This window comes from Limosilactobacillus fermentum (genome assembly GCF_013394085.1).
GTDB lineage: Bacteria > Bacillota > Bacilli > Lactobacillales > Lactobacillaceae > Limosilactobacillus > Limosilactobacillus fermentum.
Map to the genome: position 1 here is coordinate 246,734 of NZ_CP040910.1, position 18,610 is coordinate 265,343.

The 18,610-nt window shown below is 53.7% G+C and carries 13 protein-coding genes and 3 rRNA genes; 15 read left to right on the forward strand and 1 reads right to left on the reverse strand.

The features are described from left to right. Positions 1-157: 157 nt before the first annotated feature. Genes FG166_RS01165 through FG166_RS01185 form a run of 5 tightly spaced genes read left to right on the forward strand, consistent with a single transcriptional unit; the run spans position 158 to position 5,376 of the window. Positions 158-2,020 (forward strand): NEAT domain-containing protein, encoded by a 1,863-nt coding sequence (locus FG166_RS01165; RefSeq protein ID WP_003684285.1) that lies wholly within the window; start codon positions 158-160, stop codon positions 2,018-2,020. Beyond that, complete coding sequence (locus FG166_RS01170; RefSeq protein WP_003684284.1) at positions 2,010-2,801, forward strand: NEAT domain-containing protein; 792 nt, start codon at positions 2,010-2,012, stop codon at positions 2,799-2,801. Before FG166_RS01165 ends, FG166_RS01170 begins: the two co-directional genes overlap by 11 nt. A 14-nt stretch (positions 2,802-2,815) precedes the next feature. Next, positions 2,816-3,694, forward strand: a complete 879-nt coding sequence (isdE, locus tag FG166_RS01175; protein ID WP_003684283.1) for a heme ABC transporter substrate-binding protein IsdE — start codon at positions 2,816-2,818, stop codon at positions 3,692-3,694. A 1-nt stretch (position 3,695) separates the two neighbouring features. Further along, the gene (locus FG166_RS01180) at positions 3,696-4,622 is read left to right on the forward strand and encodes a FecCD family ABC transporter permease (RefSeq protein ID WP_003684282.1); all 927 of its coding nucleotides are present in this window, start codon (positions 3,696-3,698) and stop codon (positions 4,620-4,622) included. After that, the gene (locus FG166_RS01185; protein ID WP_003684281.1) at positions 4,615-5,376 is read left to right on the forward strand and encodes an ABC transporter ATP-binding protein; all 762 of its coding nucleotides are present in this window, start codon (positions 4,615-4,617) and stop codon (positions 5,374-5,376) included. Before FG166_RS01180 ends, FG166_RS01185 begins: the two co-directional genes overlap by 8 nt. Before the next feature lie 359 nt (positions 5,377-5,735). Here FG166_RS01185 and FG166_RS01190 read toward each other — a convergent pair whose 3' ends face one another. Beyond that, positions 5,736-7,040 carry an MFS transporter gene (locus FG166_RS01190; RefSeq protein WP_003684280.1) on the reverse strand — a complete coding sequence of 435 codons (1,305 nt, stop codon included), beginning with the start codon at positions 7,038-7,040 and terminating at the stop codon, positions 5,736-5,738. 401 nt (positions 7,041-7,441) lie between these two features. On the opposite strand from FG166_RS01190, the gene FG166_RS01195 reads away from it, so the two are divergent. The 10 genes from FG166_RS01195 to FG166_RS01240 all read left to right on the forward strand — a co-directional run bounded on the left by FG166_RS01195 (position 7,442) and on the right by FG166_RS01240 (position 18,499). After that, positions 7,442-7,705: a YSIRK-type signal peptide-containing protein gene (locus FG166_RS01195; protein ID WP_003686641.1), complete on the forward strand. Its 264-nt coding sequence runs from the start codon at positions 7,442-7,444 to the stop codon at positions 7,703-7,705. A 32-nt stretch (positions 7,706-7,737) separates the two neighbouring features. After that, positions 7,738-8,514, forward strand: a complete 777-nt coding sequence (locus tag FG166_RS01200; RefSeq protein WP_262350961.1) for a mucin-binding protein — start codon at positions 7,738-7,740, stop codon at positions 8,512-8,514. A 17-nt stretch (positions 8,515-8,531) separates the two neighbouring features. Further along, entirely contained in the window at positions 8,532-9,419 is an 888-nt protein-coding gene (locus FG166_RS01205; RefSeq protein ID WP_222848646.1) for a mucin-binding protein, read from the forward strand. A 130-nt stretch (positions 9,420-9,549) separates the two neighbouring features. Further along, positions 9,550-10,389 (forward strand): exodeoxyribonuclease III, encoded by an 840-nt coding sequence (locus FG166_RS01210; protein WP_003684277.1) that lies wholly within the window; start codon positions 9,550-9,552, stop codon positions 10,387-10,389. 538 nt (positions 10,390-10,927) lie between these two features. After that, positions 10,928-12,503: ribosomal RNA gene (locus FG166_RS01215) — 16S ribosomal RNA — on the forward strand. A gap of 197 nt (positions 12,504-12,700) precedes the next feature. After that, positions 12,701-15,621 (forward strand): 23S ribosomal RNA (locus FG166_RS01220). Between the two features lie 65 nt (positions 15,622-15,686). Continuing rightward, a 5S ribosomal RNA gene (rrf, locus tag FG166_RS01225) occupies positions 15,687-15,803 on the forward strand. Together the 16S, 23S and 5S rRNA genes form the textbook arrangement of a ribosomal RNA operon. Positions 15,804-16,197: 394 nt before the next feature. Continuing rightward, on the forward strand, positions 16,198-17,169 hold the full coding sequence (locus tag FG166_RS01230) for a 2-hydroxyacid dehydrogenase family protein (protein WP_003683931.1): 972 nt from the start codon (positions 16,198-16,200) through the stop codon (positions 17,167-17,169). 169 nt (positions 17,170-17,338) lie between these two features. Next, a complete protein-coding gene (locus FG166_RS01235; RefSeq protein WP_015638534.1) occupies positions 17,339-17,677 on the forward strand; it encodes a pyridoxal-phosphate-dependent aminotransferase family protein in 339 nt (112 codons plus the stop codon). Positions 17,678-17,692: 15 nt separating this feature from the next. After that, positions 17,693-18,499 (forward strand): pyridoxal-phosphate-dependent aminotransferase family protein, encoded by an 807-nt coding sequence (locus FG166_RS01240; protein WP_003683935.1) that lies wholly within the window; start codon positions 17,693-17,695, stop codon positions 18,497-18,499. The last annotated feature ends 111 nt before the right edge of the window (positions 18,500-18,610 follow it).

Consider the following 18,610-nt stretch of genomic DNA (forward strand, 5'->3'; position numbering starts at 1 on the left):
AACTGCTCTAATTATTGCAGATAAATTTAATAAAAACAACATTAAAAAAGCAAAAAATGGTATCATGATATTAACGAAAATTGAGGGAATGACCCTTTCAAAACGTTGTCAAATCAAAATTTTGTGACACGGTGTCATTTTGGAGGAAGTTATAACAATGTTAATAAATAGACGATTGGTTTATCATTTGATCCAAGCGATAATGGCGGCGACCCTCACTGTGGGGATCGCCGCTCCTGCCGTGGTAACACTGGGCACGACACCCCTGGTGGCTAAGGCCGCTGATCAGAAGTATCAGTATGGAACTTACGACGTGCAGACGTCCTTTAAAAAGCAAGACGACCAGAACCAGGACTCCCTGGCCCAGGGCTTTTTAAATAAGGGCGCCACGCTAGTAGTGGAAAACGGTAAGCTCCAGCTGAAGATCACGACCACCAACGACGGGGGTAAATACATTAAGGATATGAAAGTCGACGGGCAAACCGAGTACGCTACGATCGACCACGACGGCAACAACGCCACCATCACCTTTACCCTGCCTAACACCAGCGGTAGCTACCTGATCGACATGAACTTGAACACGCCGATGGGGGCCATGAGCCAAAAGGCCTACTTAAAGGTCGACTTTTCGACCGTTAAGACCCAGGCGGCGGCCAGCTCCAGTTCGTCTAGTGCCGCTAGTTCAGCTTCCAGCGCTAGTGCTAGTGCGGCTAGCTCCAGCAGTTCGAGCACCAAGGCGGCAACGGCTAGCTCCAGTGCCACTAGTTCCAGCACCCAAGCTAGTTCCACCAAGGCGAGTTCGAACACGTCAACGACCCAGCCTAGTTCGGCCACCAATACCGATAACGCTGAAACCCGGGTCCTTTCGATCATGAAGTCCAGTGACCCGACCCAGCAATCTGCTTCGGCCGGTTTCTTTGCCAAGCAGGTGACGATTAAACAAGACGGCAATGACTACCTGATCACCTTCACTTTGTCCAGCGGGAACGGCTACATCAAGTCGATGACTCTCAACGGCGAACAGCCAACGGCCACGACCGCTAACGGCGATACCGGGACCTACACTTACAAGGTGAGCGCCGCCGTCTTGGCCAAGGGGAGTGCCACCCTGGCCTTTGCTTTGCAGACCCCGCTGGGCGCGATGAACGAAACGGCGCTGGCCGTTTTCCCGGGTAAGGATCAATCAGCGGACACAATTAAAGAAGGCGCCAAAAAAGAACAAACCGATGGCGATAAAGGTAACCCTACGCTTCCAATCACCAACCAGGGTCACGCCATTGATACCACCAAGGAAGTCCAAGACGTGAAGTACGAGGTCTTAAACGCCGCCAAGTCCGGGGTGTCTGAGGCCAACGCCTACTACACCCACACTGCCCGGGTCACCAAGTCCGGCAGTGGCTACAACGTCACCCTGACGGTCAAGGTTAAGAGCGGGATCGTTTCCTTTACGCCACTTTCTGTGGGCGCCGGTCCGATCGTTAACACCACCAAGACGAGCAGTGGCGGCGATGATATCTGGACTTACACCTTCTACGTGGCCGACCCAACTGTGCTAGACAATCCGGTTGCCGCTTCGATCCGGATGAGCGTGCCGATCGCCAACATCTCCAACCAGACCTTCTCGATTTGGCTGGTCTTTGGCAAGACGGCGACGAACACCAGGAGCTACCTGGATGCGCTGTCGGGCGACGGGACCTCCGGGGGCACCCTAACCAGCACCGGGTTGACCGGGTCTGGTAGCGCCACTCCGCTCGCCGGCAGTGCCAGCCCGATGGCGACCGCCTTGCAAAGCGGGACCGGGACGGTGCAAAACTTTGACCTGGCCGCGGCCCAAAAGAAGCTTGGCAAGTACGCGGTCAAGCCTGGCGTCTCCAAGATGGTCGAAGCCTCGCTGATTAAGTACCCAATTGCGGCCGCCTTAACCTTCTTCATTGTGGCGGCGCTAATTGTGATTGGGGTGGCGACCACCTGGCGGCAACGAATCGTGAAAAAAGTAAGGGGATTAATTCATGAAGCTTAAGCAATTTTTATTAACGGTGTGCACCCTGATCGTAGCGGTGATCGGCTTCGCCAAGGTCGGGCACGCCCAAAGCGTTAGTTACCAAACCTACAAGTACGGCACCTCCACTACCTCGATGGCGGACGGCTATTACGCCCGCCCCGCCACGGTAACGGTGTCAAACGGCGCCTACGTGGTTACGATGACCATTCGGACCGCCACTAACCTATCGGCCTGGCCGGTCGTCGTCAACTCCATCGACGGCCAAGCCCCGCAAAACGTCACTAAGACCCAGAGCGGCGGTTACTACCTGTACAGCTACTCCTTTACCACCAAGGACTTAAGCGGGGTGATCTCCAGCAGCATCTCGATCAACGTACCGGGGGTTTACAAGGCCAACCACAACATTTCCTTTAAGTTCGACACCTCCAGTTTACCGGCCCTGTCGGGGAGCACTAGTTCAACCAGTGCCAGCGGCGCCAATTCCAGTTCGGCCACCGCGGCGGCGGGGGTGGCCAACGGGTCGTCTAGTTCGACCAGCGGCAGCAACGACCCCCAGCTGAGCCAAAAGCTTAAAAAGTTAGAATCGCAGGCCTCCTCGCAATCGTCGGCTGCCAAGGCCAAGGAAAGCCGGCTGGCCCGCTCCACGATCGCCCAAAACGACCGGGTCCAAGAACAAAGCCAAAAGAACCAGACCCTCTACTACTTCGTTTTAGTCGGCGGGATCCTGGGGCTCCTGATCGTGATTGCGGCCGCCGTCTACTTCGTTTGGTCCGCTAAGAAGCAAATTCCGCGCCACTAAAGGAAAAGATCGTTATGAAGAAGAAATCAATTATTATCTCTTTGCTCGTCGCCCTCGTGGTTGTGATTGGGGTGGCCGTCGGGGTCAAGGCCTTCGTTGACCACCAAGCCGCTAAAAACCAGCGGATCGTGGCCACCAGCGCCGCGATTACCGAAATCTTTGACAAGTTAGACATCGACCTAGTTGGGGTGCCAACCACTCAGGCTAAGTTGCCGAGCCGCTACAAGGACGTTACTAAGATTGGGAGCCCGATGGACCCGTCCGTCGAAAAGATCGCTTCCTTAAATCCGACCGTTGTTTACGCCGTTTCGACCTTAAAGGACCAGTACAACGACGCCTTCAAGCAACAGGCCGTGAAGGTGACCTACCTCAAACTCGACACGGTCGCCCAACTGAAGGGGACTCTGACCAGCCTGGGCAAGGAATACCACCGCACCAGCCAGGCCCAGGCCCAGATCGAAAAGATTAACAGCGCCATTACCGCCGTCAAAAAGCGGATCCACGGTCAAAAGCCGAAGGTGCTGGTGTTGATGGGGATGCCGGGGGCCGGTTACATGATCGCCACCGATAAGTCCTACGTCGGCGACCTGGTTCGGCTGGCCGGGGGGCAAAACGTCTACGCCGCTAACGGCCAGACCTACATTTCACCCAACAACGAATCCTTGGCGACCAAGAAGCCGGACGTGATCTTGCGCTTGGAACACGCCTTGCCAAACGTCACCAAGCCACAATTCGAAAAAGAATTCTCCACCAACCCGGTTTGGAAGACGATGCCGGCGGTCAAAAACAAGCGGGTTTACGACCTCCAGCAACCGACCTTTAACGCCTCGGCCAACATGAACGCCGCCAAGGCCTTAAAGCAGGTCAGTCAGTGGCTGTACCCAAGTAAGTAAGATGAAACGTTCCGCTATTTCCTACCTCGTCCTCGCTGTTTTGTTGGTGGTCACGGTGTGGATCGCCCTGACTAACGGGGCCAGCCACTTCAGCCTCTTGAAGATGACGGCCACCGACGCCAACACCCTCTTTAACATTCGCCTGCCCCGGATCATCACCGCTTTGATGGCCGGGGCGATGTTGTCAGTCAGCGGGGCCTTCTTCCAGGCCGCCTTGCGCAACCCGATCGCCGACCCCGGGATTATGGGGGTTTCAGCCGGCGCCGCCTTGTTCGCCTTTGTCGGGGCACTTTTGTTGCCAAGTTTTTTCTTTGGCAAGGTCGTCTTCGCCTTTGTCGGCGGGGCCCTCGCCCTAGGGGTGCTAATCTTTTTCCAACCGCAAATGGACCCATACCGCCTAATCCTGATCGGGGTGGCCTTAAACGCCACCTTCACCGGGATCGCCAGCGTCTTTTCGTCGACCAGCCAGGTGTCGTTAGGAACGGTGACCTGGCTCGGCTGCTTGACCGTGACCGTGCTCGGGATCCTCGGCTTAATCGGGGTGGTCTTGGTCACCAACTGGGGTAACTACCTCAAGGTGTCTGACGAACAACTCCGCTCCCTGGGGCTGTCGGCCGGTAAGTTACGCTTGGCCCTGCTCGGGTTAGCCGTTTTCCTAGCCACCACATCGACCGCCGTGATCGGGGTGATCGCCTTTATCGGGATCATCGTGCCCCACGTCGGCCGGGTGCTGGTGGGCCGTGACTACCGGGCCGTGGTGCCCTTTGCGGCCCTGGCCGGCGCCTGGTTGATGCTGGCCGTTGATACCATTGGACGCCTGGTGATCCAGCCGAGCGAAATCCCGGCCGCCACCTTGTTAGCGATCATCGGGGGGCCGGTTTTAATCTTCATTTTGGCCCACAAGAAGGGGGGTGCCCGCCATGTTTAAGCTTGATCACGTGACCTTTGCCTACCCGCATCAAGCCCCGTTGATTCAAGACCTGACAATCGGGGTGCCGACCGGTCAATTAACCTGCCTGGTGGGCCCCAACGGTTCGGGGAAATCGACCCTCTTTAAGCTGCTGACCCGCAGCCAAAAGCCCCAGTCCGGGACGGTGACCATGGACGGCCAAGACGTCTGGGCCTATTCGCCGCGGGAGTTTGCCCGCCAGGTGGCGATCGTCCACCAGCATAACCCGGTTTACGACGAAATTAAGGTCCGCGACCTGGTGGCGATGGGGCGCCTGCCCTACCAATCGCTGCTCAGCGACTTGCCTGCCACCGACGAAAAGGGGGAGGCGATCCTGGCCGAACTAGGCTTAACCGACCTGGTTGACCGCCCACTTTTGACCCTGTCCGGCGGCCAGCAACAGTTGGTGTGGCTAGCGGCCGCCCTCAACCAAGACGCCCAGGCGATCTTTTTGGACGAGCCGACCACCTACCTCGACCTCCACTTCCAGGTTAACTTCTTAAAGCTCTTGCAACGGATCCAAGCCCAGCGCCAGCTGACGATCGTGATGATCATCCACGACTTAAACCAGGCCCTCCAGTACGGCCAACACTGCCTACTCTTTAAGGAGGGGCAAGTGGTTGACAGTGGGGCGCCCGAACAAGTTCTGAGCGCCGAACGGGTGAGCGAGGTCTTTAACCTCGACTGTTACCAGGTGGCGACGCCGGCGGGGATGAGGTTGTTTCAAAATTAAGAAGTACGAACCAACCTCCACGCTAGTCCTAGCTAAATAAAAACCGTCAATTCGCAAATTTGATTGCGGATTGACGGTTTTTTTGTTTGAGGTAATTTTTTAACTATTCCACAGATAACGTGCTCCCCAACCGCAGGCCTAGTGGCTAAGTCTGGCCAAAGAACGGTGCTGGCGCACCAACCGTTCGCCCTATCCTTAGCCCACGGCCTGCTTAATGGTTGGGTCGTACTTCCAGATAACGTGCTCCCCAACCGCAGGCCTAGTGGCTAAGTCTGGCCGAAGAACGGTGCTGGCGCACCAACCGTTCGCGCTATCCTTAGCCCATGGCCTGCTTAATGGTTGGGTCGCACTTCCTTTTCCTAATCTTTATCCAGCGCCGAGACACCCTTTTTGATCATGAAGATGTAAACCAAGAGTGAGATAAAGACGGTGCCGGAAACGTACCAGAAGAAGCCACTTTCCAGGTGAACGGAGCGCAGCCAGAGGGCGACGTAGTTAACGGTTCCCCCGAAGATGGCAACGGTCAACCCGTACGGCAGGCCGACGCCTAACGCCCGGATTTCGGCCGGGAAGAGTTCGGCCTTCACGATCGCGTTGATCGAGGTGTACCCGGAAACGATGACCACGCCGACTAACATCAGTAAGAAGGCTTGCCAAGCTTGGGTGGCGTTGGTCAAGAGGGTGAAGAGCGGCACGGTCAAGACGGTTCCGCCGACCCCGAAGAAGATCAAGAGCGGCTTGCGGCCAATCTTATCGGATAAGTGACCGAAGACCGGTTGCAAGATTACCATCACCAGCAGGGCGAGGAAGTTAATCATCGCCGCACTTTCCTTAGACAGGCCGGTCGTGTTGATCATGAACTGTTGCAAGTAGGTGGTGTAAGTGTAGAAGCTGATCGTTCCCCCGAGGGTCATCCCAACGACGATCAGGACTTGCTTGGGGTACTTAGCCAACAGCCGAAGGGTGCCGGCCTGCTTGTTTTTCTTGTTGGTGCTGTTGAATTGATCAGATTCTTCCATTGAAAGTCGCAACCACAAGACCACGAGCGCTCCCAGGGCCCCGATGGCAAACGGGATCCGCCAGCCAAAGGCGTAGAGCTGGGCGTTGGTGAAGATGTTTTGCAAGATGATTTGAACGAGCAGGGCTAAGAGCTGCCCCCCGATCAGGGTGACATATTGGAACGAGGAGTAGAAACCACGCCGGGAAGGGGACGCCATTTCCGACATATAGGTAGCACTCGTTCCGTATTCACCACCTAAGGAAAGTCCCTGGATCAACCGGGTCAAGACCAGGATGACTGGTGACCAGATCCCGATTTGGGCGTACGTGGGCGTTAGGGCAATGACTAAGGAACCACCGGCCATGATGATCACCGAGAGAGTGAGGGCAGCCCGGCGCCCCTTTCGATCGGCGAAACGCCCCATCACAAAGGAACCCAAGGGGCGCATGAAGAACCCGATCGCAAAGACCCCGGCGGTGGCTAGTAATTCGGCGGTTTGGTTACCAGCCGGGAAGAAGGCGGCCGAAAAGTAAATCGCAAAGGATGCGTAAACATACCAGTCGAACCATTCGACCATGTTGCCTAAGGATCCTTTTAAAATGTTCGTGGCGACTTGACGTTCACTGCGTGGGACCGTCCGGACAGTGGTTGCTTGATCATGCATGTAAAGACCTCGCTTTCAAAAATTAGAATAGTACTAGCATAACGGTTTTCTTAAAGTAAAGTAAGTCTTTGCTAAGAAACTCGTTAGAAATTAAGTTTTTTAACTTAATGACCGATGATTATAAAAGCGGTTCCGCTTCCAGGCTTAATGATCAAAAGTTGGGAAAAGATTTTGATATGAATTCCGATTGTAATAATTAATGATAAGCGTTTACAATGTTGATTTGACGGTTATAAAACGGTTTTTAATTATGGATATAATTGACAATCTAGAAACTGTGTAAAATTATTTTAATATTACGAAAAAGTTATAGTGGTATTAATAAATACGATGGGAGCAGTTCCATTTAAGGGAGAATATTAGTGGTGTCAAGAAATAATCAGCGGATCAAGATTGAGCGGATGTTGAATCAAAAGCAGCGTTTTGGGATTCGCAAACTGAGCATTGGCGTAGTGTCGGTGCTTTTAGGAACCACGTTCTTCCTCGGCAACGGGGTGGTTCATGCCGATACAGTTTCGAACTCTCAGATAACGACAACTAGTTCAACACCTGCTTCCAGCAGTGATAGTAATAGTAGTAACGTGACGATCACCAGCAGTGAGACGGGTTCTGCGGCGTCTTCGTCTACGTCTTGGGCGTCGACGGCTACAGCATCGGTGCCATGAACGGGGCGACGTTATCAACCCAAATTACGTTCGTGATAGGGGAGGATGGGACGACGGGGAAGGTGGTAGAAATCGTGCCGGCCCAAACGCCAACCGCCAATGAGAAGGATTACACTTGGGAATACGTCTACAGCCCGAAAGCCCAGTCCTTTACCGTCACCTATGTCGATGACACGACCGGTGAGGAATTAACTGACCACGACTTCACCCTGAGTGGGGTCACGGACAGATCCTACGCCAAGACCCTGGCCAGCGACAAGTGGGACTACGCGGCGGCCGGCTACGTGCTGGATACGGACCAGAACGCCACTGACCCGCTGGACAGCCTGAGCGGGACCTTTGGCGCCACGAACGTTAACGTAGTGGTGTGCCTAAAGCACGGGACGACCACCCAAGAAGAAACCGGGACCTCAACTTACACGGTCAATTACACCGGCGCCGCTAACAACCCAACCAGCCAGCCCCAAACGATTGACTACACCCGGACCAACACGGTCGATACCATGACCGGGCTCGTGACGGCGTATGGCGACTGGAGTGTGACCGGCGACAGGACCAGTTTCACCAGCATCACGACCCCGGTCGTGACTGGCTACGTGGCCGACAAGGCAAGCTCGACGGTTGACAACGCCACGCCAAGCGAGGGACCGCCGAAAGCGACACGGTCACCTAAAGTCCGGTCGGGACCGTCACGATCACCAAGCCGGGTGGGACCGCGACGACCGCTGCATACACTAATGACCAAAGTGACGCCACCAAAGTCACTTCCTTTAGTGTACCCGCGGTGGCGGGGTACTCGGCCCAAGTAACGGGTGCCACCCTTCAATTGGACGGCACCTACCTGCCGGACAGCCCGACCCAAGCGTCCACCGTGACCTACACGGCCGACCCGCAAAGCTTCACCGTCACCTACGTCGATGAAACGACTAACACGACCTTAACCGACCACGGTCTCACCCTGACCGGGGTGACCGACGGCTCCTACGCCGACCAGTTGGCTAGCGACAAGTGGGACTACGCGGCGGCCGGCTACAAGCTAGACACGGCCAAGAACGCCACGGACCCGCTAAGTGAATTGAGTGGAACCTTTGGCGCCCAAAACGCGGGCGTGACGGTCTACTTAACCCACCAAACATCGACCACGACGCAAACACAGACCATCACCCGGACAATTAACTACCTCGATCCCACCACCAAGGAGCTGACTTCGCTCACCCAAACGGCCGAACTCACCCGGACGGTTGAAGAGGACCTGGTGACGGGCGCAAAGACCTACTCGCAGTGGACCACTGACACGTGGCCAAGCTTCACCGTTCCAAGCGTGGCCGGCTACACGGCCAGCCCAACGGTGGTGCCGGCGTTAGTGGTTAAAGACGGCGATGGCGACGTCATCGTGACGATCGCCTACACCAAGCTGGTACCAAACTCGAGCGCGGCTTCGTCTTCTCCGGCGAGTGCATCAAGCGCTAGCGCGGGCTCTAGCGCTGCCAGCGCAGCCACGAACTCCGCCAGTGCCGTTTCGGCGGCTCCGGCGGCGGTAACAAACACGGCGCCAACGTCGGCCGCTAAGGCAGCATCGGTGGTAAGCGAGCAGAAGTTGCCACAGACGGGCGACGACGAGCAAGCCGCATTGAGCCTCACCGGGGTTTCCCTGTTGAGCCTCTTGGCTCTACTCGGGGTTGGGCGCAAGAAGAAGCGTCATTCCAGGAACTAAGCTGAAAGGCAGATACAACTAGCAAACGGACGTTAGGAGACTAGCGCCCGTTTTTTGCGATCACCAGAAGGGCGCTGCCGTTTTGATCGCGGTATAATGGAGAGATTAAAGACAAAGGGGACGCGATACGATGCGCTTTATTTCATGGAACATTGATTCAATCAACGCTGCTTTAACCGGCACCTCGGCCCGGGCCGAAGAAACCCGCGCCGTTTTGGAAAAGATCAAGGCGGCCGCTCCGGACGTGATCGCCATTCAAGAAACCAAGCTCTCCAAGAGTGGACCGACTAAAAAGCACCAGGGAGTTTTGGCGGAGCTGTTTGCCGGTTACACGGTCGTTTGGCGCTCCTCGGTCGAGCCGGCGCGCAAGGGGTACGCTGGGACAATGTACCTATATAAGGAAAGTTTGACCCCCAAGGTGACCTACCCAACGATTGGGGCCCCGGAGCCAATGGACGAAGAGGGGCGGATTATCACCCTGGAATTTGAAAACTTCTATTTGACCGAGGTTTACACCCCAAACTCCGGGACCGGACTCAAGCGATTGGCTGAACGGCAAGAATGGGATGACCGCTACCGGGAGTATTTAACCGAACTAGATCGACAAAAGCCGGTGATCGCCAGTGGCGATTTCAACGTGGCCCACGAGGAAATCGATTTGGCGCACCCGGCTAATAACCACCATTCGGCCGGCTTTACCGATGAGGAACGAGAGAAGTTCACGGCCCTGCTGGCGGCCGGGTTTACCGACTCCTTTAGGTCCCTACACCCGGACGAAACCGGGGCTTACTCCTGGTGGGCGCAACGGGCGGTCACCAGTAAGGTGAATAACTCCGGGTGGCGGATTGACTACTGGCTAGTTAGCGACCGTTTGGCCGACCAAGTTGTTTCGTCAACGATGATCGATTCCGGTGAACGACGCGACCACGCCCCCATTCAATTAGATATCAACATTCCGGCTGCCGATTAGGCATTAGGGCTCGCATCGTTGGTGGTGCGGGTTTTTTTAGTGGTTGTTTAACGGTGGGGCGCCCTGTCTTTAAGGACCTGCGAAAAAAGTTAAAAAGTTTTTTGCCGAACGATTGGGTGGTAGGGTTCGGGTTTGGTCATCTCGTTGGTCAATGATAGCGGTTAATGTTCGCATAAGTGATGAAGAGGAACGCGTGGAGGGAGCAAAAACCGATCTTTAATTGGCGGAGGAGAGATAGCGGGTCGAAATGGGCGCTTGACGGGTGGGGTTGAAGTGAGTATAGTAATAACTGTTGTCAGCGAGGCATTGCTTCTTCGCTAGCAACGCGAGTTAAAAAAGTTGTTGACATTCAAATCAAATGTTGATATACTTAAAAAGTTGTCGCGTTAAGGCGTCGGCAACGGTAGACCTTTGAAAACTGAATAATGTTTCGACGAATCAAATGTGTAGGGTCCTTGATCTTAATGATCGAGGCAAAAAAACATTTGCGAAGTCAATTCGCTTAATTTATTAAAAAGAGCTATTCAAGCTTCTTATTTTATATGAGAGTTTGATCCTGGCTCAGGATGAACGCCGGCGGTGTGCCTAATACATGCAAGTCGAACGCGTTGGCCCAATTGATTGACGGTGCTTGCACCTGATTGATTTTGGTCGCCAACGAGTGGCGGACGGGTGAGTAACACGTAGGTAACCTGCCCAGAAGCGGGGGACAACATTTGGAAACAGATGCTAATACCGCATAACAACGTTGTTCGCATGAACAACGCTTAAAAGATGGCTTCTCGCTATCACTTCTGGATGGACCTGCGGTGCATTAGCTTGTTGGTGGGGTAACGGCCTACCAAGGCGATGATGCATAGCCGAGTTGAGAGACTGATCGGCCACAATGGGACTGAGACACGGCCCATACTCCTACGGGAGGCAGCAGTAGGGAATCTTCCACAATGGGCGCAAGCCTGATGGAGCAACACCGCGTGAGTGAAGAAGGGTTTCGGCTCGTAAAGCTCTGTTGTTAAAGAAGAACACGTATGAGAGTAACTGTTCATACGTTGACGGTATTTAACCAGAAAGTCACGGCTAACTACGTGCCAGCAGCCGCGGTAATACGTAGGTGGCAAGCGTTATCCGGATTTATTGGGCGTAAAGAGAGTGCAGGCGGTTTTCTAAGTCTGATGTGAAAGCCTTCGGCTTAACCGGAGAAGTGCATCGGAAACTGGATAACTTGAGTGCAGAAGAGGGTAGTGGAACTCCATGTGTAGCGGTGGAATGCGTAGATATATGGAAGAACACCAGTGGCGAAGGCGGCTACCTGGTCTGCAACTGACGCTGAGACTCGAAAGCATGGGTAGCGAACAGGATTAGATACCCTGGTAGTCCATGCCGTAAACGATGAGTGCTAGGTGTTGGAGGGTTTCCGCCCTTCAGTGCCGGAGCTAACGCATTAAGCACTCCGCCTGGGGAGTACGACCGCAAGGTTGAAACTCAAAGGAATTGACGGGGGCCCGCACAAGCGGTGGAGCATGTGGTTTAATTCGAAGCTACGCGAAGAACCTTACCAGGTCTTGACATCTTGCGCCAACCCTAGAGATAGGGCGTTTCCTTCGGGAACGCAATGACAGGTGGTGCATGGTCGTCGTCAGCTCGTGTCGTGAGATGTTGGGTTAAGTCCCGCAACGAGCGCAACCCTTGTTACTAGTTGCCAGCATTAAGTTGGGCACTCTAGTGAGACTGCCGGTGACAAACCGGAGGAAGGTGGGGACGACGTCAGATCATCATGCCCCTTATGACCTGGGCTACACACGTGCTACAATGGACGGTACAACGAGTCGCGAACTCGCGAGGGCAAGCAAATCTCTTAAAACCGTTCTCAGTTCGGACTGCAGGCTGCAACTCGCCTGCACGAAGTCGGAATCGCTAGTAATCGCGGATCAGCATGCCGCGGTGAATACGTTCCCGGGCCTTGTACACACCGCCCGTCACACCATGAGAGTTTGTAACACCCAAAGTCGGTGGGGTAACCTTTTAGGAGCCAGCCGCCTAAGGTGGGACAGATGATTAGGGTGAAGTCGTAACAAGGTAGCCGTAGGAGAACCTGCGGCTGGATCACCTCCTTTCTAAGGAATTAATCGGAAACCTACACATTGTCGAAACAGTGTTCAGTTTTGAGGGGTTTACCTCTCAGCTTGTACTTTGAAAACTAAATAATATCAATTTCTAATAAAATCAAGAAAACCGAGAACACCGCGTTATTTGAGTTTTTAACGAATTATAATCGCATACTCAACTAACTTGACTGATCTACGATCAGTAAGGTTAAGTTATGAAGGGCGCATGGTGAATGCCTTGGTACTAGGAGCCGATGAAGGACGGGACTAACACCGATATGCTTCGGGGAGCGGTAAGTACGCTTTGATCCGGAGATTTCCGAATGGGGAAACCCAATCATCTTAGTCGATGATTACTTGAGCAGTGAATTCATAGCTGCCAAGAGGTAGACGCAGTGAACTGAAACATCTTAGTAGCTGCAGGAGGAGAAAGAAAATTCGATTCCCTGAGTAGCGGCGAGCGAAACGGGAAGAGCCCAAACCACTGAGCTTGCTCAGTGGGGTTGTAGGACTGAACTTTGGAGTTACCAAAGAATCAGGTAGTCGAAGTGGCTGGGAAGCCACACCAGAGATGGTGATAGTCCAGTAGACGAAACCTGGTTCTCTCCGTTCAGGATCCTGAGTACGGCGGGACACGTGAAACCCCGTCGGAATCCGCGAGGACCATCTCGCAAGGCTAAATACTCCCTAGTGACCGATAGTGAACCAGTACCGTGAGGGAAAGGTGAAAAGCACCCCGGGAGGGGAGTGAAATAGTTCCTGAAACCATGTGCCTACAAGCTGTCGGAGCCCGTTAATGGGTGACGGCGTGCCTCTTGCAGAATGAACCGGCGAGTCATGATTACGTGCAAGGTTAAGGTGGAAAAACCGGAGCCGCAGCGAAAGCGAGTCTGAAATGGGCGTACGAAGTACGTAGTTATGTACCCGAAACCAGGTGACCTACCCATGTCCAGGGTGAAGGTGCGGTAAAACGCACTGGAGGCCCGAACCCGTGTCTGTTGAAAAAGGCTGGGATGAGGTGTGGGTAGCGGTGAAATTCCAAACGAACTTGGAGATAGCTGGTTCTCTCCGAAATCTCTTTAGGGGGAGCCTCGGAATCGAGAATCTTGGAGGTAGAGCACTGTTTGGACGAGGGGCCCGTCATGGGTTACCGAATTCAGATAAACTCCGAATGCCAATGATTTATGTCCGGGAGTCAGACGATGAGTGATAAGATCCACCGTCGAAAGGGGAACAGCCCAGATCACCAGTTAAGGTCCCTAAATATATGCTAAGTGGAAAAGGATGTGGAGTTGCATAGACAACTAGGATGTTGGCTCAGAAGCAGCCATCATTTAAAGAGTGCGTAATAGCTCACTAGTCGAGTGATTCTGCGCCGAAAATGTACCGGGGCTAAGCATATTACCGAAACTGTGGATGTGTCCTTTTGGACACGTGATAGGAGAGCGTTCTAAGGGCGACGAAGTTAGACCGTGAGGACTAGTGGAGCGCTTAGAAGTGAGAATGCCGGTATGAGTAGCGAAAGACAGGTGAGAATCCTGTCCACCGAATGACTAAGGTTTCCTGGGGAAGGCTCGTCCTCCCAGGGTAAGTCGGGACCTAAGGCGAGGCCGAGAGGCGTAGTCGATGGATAACAGGTTGAGATTCCTGTACCAGTTAAATGCGTTTGAATGATGGAGGGACGCAGGAGGCTAAGCAAACCAGACGATTGGAAGTGTCTGGCCAAGCAGTAAGTCAGGTTTAGAGTCAAATGCTTTAAGCCGGGTTGACAAGCTGTGATGGGGAGCGAAATTAAAGTAGCGAAGTTGCCGATGTCACACTGCCGAGAAAAGCTTCTAGTGAGTATTTAACTGCCCGTACCGCAAACCGACACAGGTAGTCGAGGAGAGAATCCTAAGGTGAGCGAGTGAACTCTCGTTAAGGAACTCGGCAAAATGACCCCGTAACTTCGGGAGAAGGGGTGCTGGTCGCAAGACCAGCCGCAGTGAAAAGGCCCAGGCGACTGTTTATCAAAAACACAGGTTTCTGCAAAATCGTAAGATGAAGTATAGGGGCTGACGCCTGCCCGGTGCTGGAAGGTTAAAAGGAAGAGTTAGCTTCGGCGAAGCCCTGAATTGAAGCCCCAGTAAACGGCGGCCGTAACTATAACGGTCCTAAGGTAGCGAAATTCCTTGTCGGGTAAGTTCCGACCCGCACGAAAGGCGTAACGATCTGGGCACTGTCTCAACGAGAGACTCGGTGAAATTGAATTGCCTGTGAAGATGCAGGCTACCCGCGACAGGACGGAAAGACCCCATGGAGCTTTACTGTAGCTTGATATTGAGTGTTTGTACTACTTGTACAGGATAGGTAGGAGCCGTAGAAACCGGGACGCTAGTTTCGGTGGAGGCATTGGTGGGATACTACCCTTGTATTATGACCACTCTAACCCGCACCACTGATCGTGGTGGGAGACAGTGTCAGGTGGGCAGTTTGACTGGGGCGGTCGCCTCCCAAAAGGTAACGGAGGCGCCCAAAGGTTCGCTCAGAATGGTTGGAAATCATTCGCAGAGTGTAAAGGCACAAGCGAGCTTGACTGCGAGACAGACAGGTCGAGCAGGGACGAAAGTCGGGCTTAGTGATCCGGTGGTTCCGCATGGAAGGGCCATCGCTCAACGGATAAAAGCTACCCTGGGGATAACAGGCTTATCTCCCCCAAGAGTCCACATCGACGGGGAGGTTTGGCACCTCGATGTCGGCTCATCGCATCCTGGGGCTGTAGTCGGTCCCAAGGGTTGGGCTGTTCGCCCATTAAAGCGGTACGCGAGCTGGGTTCAGAACGTCGTGAGACAGTTCGGTCCCTATCCGTCGCGGGCGTAGGAAATTTGAGAGGACCTGTCCTTAGTACGAGAGGACCGGGATGGACATACCGCTGGTGTACCAGTTGTTCCGCCAGGAGCATCGCTGGGTAGCTATGTATGGATGAGATAAACGCTGAAAGCATCTAAGTGTGAAACTCGCCTCAAGATGAGATTTCCCATTCCTTTGGAAGTAAGACCCCACAGAGATGATGTGGTAGATAGGATGGAAGTGGAAGTGCGGTGACGCATGGAGCGGACCATTACTAATCGGTCGAGGACTTAACCAAGTCAGGTGTGAGGATTCTTGATGTGAAAAGATATTGTTTAGTTTTGAAAGCACAAGCTTTCAAAGTGTGGTGATGATGGCCTGAAGGATACACCTGTTCCCATGCCGAACACAGAAGTTAAGCTTCAGCACGCCAAAAGTAGTTGGGGGATCGCCCCCTGCGAGGATAGGACGTTGCCACGCCAACCAAGAGCTTTACCAGTGATGGTAAGGCTCTTTTTTTGTTTTCCGCTATGATAGAAAAAAACGATGCGTACCGCATCAACCGCCGTCCTAGCTTAGCCCAATGGCCCGGGCCTGCCTCGGAGGTTGGGGCGCACTTCCATTTTGCGCAAATCCAAACATTTGTCCTGTCTTTCTCCAGGTCTAGAAAGGAAATTACATTGGAGACTGATTAAGTGCGAGCACCGTAGCATGTAGCATAAGCATGCAAGTTTAAATCCGGGGGGGACGAACTGAACAAGAGGAAGGACGTTGCCAAGTTAATCACAAGTGAGCAATCTTCACAACTGAAAACGATTGCAATATAATAAAACCGTTGATAGATCATTAGGAATGGATAGTGAGGAGGCTCATAATGGCAACTGTATACATGACGGCGGTCTTTCCGGACGTCGCAAGCAAGGTGTTGGATGAAGCGGGGATCGACCACGATGGTTTTAGTGGCGAAGGCCTGATCACCAAAGAGGAACTACTCAAGCACGTGGGCGACGTGAAGGTCTTGATTACGCCACTGTCAACCAAGGTCGATCAAGACGTCATCGATGCGGCCCCAAACCTGAAGCTGATCGCTAACTTTGGGGCTGGCTTTAACAACATCGATACCGCCTACGCCCGCAAGAAGGGGATCGACGTGACCAACACCCCCTTTGTTTCCTCGGTGGCGACCGCTGAAATCGCTAGTGGACTAGCAATTGCCCTGTCACGGCGGATTGTGGAAGGTGACCACGTGATGCGGACGGTCGGTTTTGATGGCTGGGCGCCGCTGTTCTTCCGGGGGCACGAACTAGCGGGTAAAACGCTAGGGATCGTTGGCTTAGGTGATATCGGTAAAAACGTTGCCCAACGCCTGGCTGCCTTTGACATGAAGATCCTCTACACCCAACGTCACCAGGCCGACCCAGCGGTGGAAGCACATTACGGCGCCACCTATGTTAGCCTAGACGAACTGCTGGAGCAAAGCGATATTGTGTCCCTGCACTGCCCATTAACGCCGGCGACCACCCACATGATCGCGGCGCCGCAGTTTAAACGGATGAAGGACAACGCCCTGTTGATCAACTGTGCCCGGGGACCGGTCATTGCGGAAGCCGACCTGTTAGTTGCCCTCAAGAACCATGACATCGCCGGGGCGGCCCTTGACGTTTACGAAGCAGAACCAGAAGTGGCGGACGAATTTAAGCACCTCGCTAACGTCATCTTGACCCCGCACATCGGGAACGCCTCCTATGAAGCGCGGGATGCGATGGCTAAAATCGTGACGACCAACGCCGCCCGGGTGTTAGCGGGTAAACAACCGCAATACGTGGTAAACGGAAATAACGACTAGTTAATCAATTCACAAACCATGGTCAAAACTACCAAAAAAGCCGGCAAGCTTTGTTCACTGCGGACATTGTATTGTTGGCTTTAGTTTTCAACAATGATTAAAGAGATGGTACCAATGACAATCGTTGGCCAACTTGTTGGTTAACGCAACCCACAAAGGAGTGGATAAAATGAGTGACTTAACAATTAAAGAACGCCTGATTATGACCCCGGGGCCGGTTTCAATCGACCCGCGGGTTTCCCAAGCCATGAGCAACCGGATCTTAGGCCAATTTGATTCTGATTTCTTAACCATCATGGACGACACGATGGAACTGACCCGCCAAGCCTTTGAAACGAAGAACAAGTGGGCCTTTGCCGTTGACGGTTCTGGCCGCGCCGGCTTAGAAGCCCTGATGAGCAACATCATCAGCAAGGGTGACAAGGTCTTAGTTCCCGTTTTAGGCCGTTTCGGTAACCTGGGGATTGAACTCGCACAACGGGCCGGCGGAGAAGTCATCACCATGTAAACCGAGTGGGGAACGGTGTTTGACCAAGACGAAATCATTGCTAACATTAAGGAAGTTAAGCCAAAAGTGGTGGCAATTATCCACGGGGAAACCTCGACGGGACGCCTGCAACCAATTGACCGGTTGGGGGCCGCCGTAAGAGAAGTGGGCGGTTTCTTAGTGGTCGACGCGGTGGCTTCCTTTATGGGAGCGCCCGTTAAGGCCGACGAATGGCAAATCGATGCCGTCGTGGGGGGCTCACAAAAGTGTTTGGGTGCCTTACCGGGGATGTCATTAGTGACCTTTAACGACCGGTTTGCGGACGAAATTAACAAGCGTAAGCGGATTGAATTAGGGGTGCGGGGAGAAGACGCCCAAACCGCCGCTAACTTTGTCCCGAGCAACTACCTTGATTTAACCCAGCTACAAGACTACTGGTCACCAGCCCGGGTTAACCACCACACCGAAGCCACGATTGGTATCTACGGGGTTCACGAAGCCCTGCGCTTAGGGGTTCAAGAAGAGGGGCTGGCCAACCGTTTTGCCCGCCACCAGCAAGTACACCAAGCCTTAAACAACGCCGTTAAGGCCCTGGGCTTAACGATCTTTAACGAGGGGGACCACGAAATGCCAATGGTCACCTGCGTTGAGATTCCGGAAGCACTACGGGACACCAATTTCCAAAGCGAACTCTTAACCAAGTTTGGGGTTGAAATTGCGGCCTCCTTCGGGAGTTTGCAAGGAAAGATTTGGCGACTGGGAACGATGGGCTACGTGGCCCAAAAGGGTTACCTAGTTCGCTTCATCTCCATCTTTGGGGCCGCCCTCTTGCAAGCGGGCTAACCGGCTGACGTGAAGGCCGCCCTCGACGCGGTAGACCAAGCCTTCGCATAATAGTATTACGATAAACGACAAAGCCCCCTGGTTTGCAGTTGCAAACTGGGGGGCTTTTTT

Coding starts and splice junctions, on each gene's coding strand:
- FG166_RS01165 (WP_003684285.1), top strand. CDS start 158: ATGTTAATAAATAGACGATTGGTTTATCATTTGATCCAAGCGATAATG.
- FG166_RS01170 (WP_003684284.1), top strand. CDS start 2,010: ATGAAGCTTAAGCAATTTTTATTAACGGTGTGCACCCTGATCGTAGCG.
- isdE (WP_003684283.1), top strand. CDS start 2,816: ATGAAGAAGAAATCAATTATTATCTCTTTGCTCGTCGCCCTCGTGGTT.
- FG166_RS01180 (WP_003684282.1), top strand. CDS start 3,696: ATGAAACGTTCCGCTATTTCCTACCTCGTCCTCGCTGTTTTGTTGGTG.
- FG166_RS01185 (WP_003684281.1), top strand. CDS start 4,615: ATGTTTAAGCTTGATCACGTGACCTTTGCCTACCCGCATCAAGCCCCG.
- FG166_RS01190 (WP_003684280.1), bottom strand. CDS start 7,040: ATGCATGATCAAGCAACCACTGTCCGGACGGTCCCACGCAGTGAACGT.
- FG166_RS01195 (WP_003686641.1), top strand. CDS start 7,442: ATGTTGAATCAAAAGCAGCGTTTTGGGATTCGCAAACTGAGCATTGGC.
- FG166_RS01210 (WP_003684277.1), top strand. CDS start 9,550: ATGCGCTTTATTTCATGGAACATTGATTCAATCAACGCTGCTTTAACC.
- FG166_RS01230 (WP_003683931.1), top strand. CDS start 16,198: ATGGCAACTGTATACATGACGGCGGTCTTTCCGGACGTCGCAAGCAAG.
- FG166_RS01235 (WP_015638534.1), top strand. CDS start 17,339: ATGAGTGACTTAACAATTAAAGAACGCCTGATTATGACCCCGGGGCCG.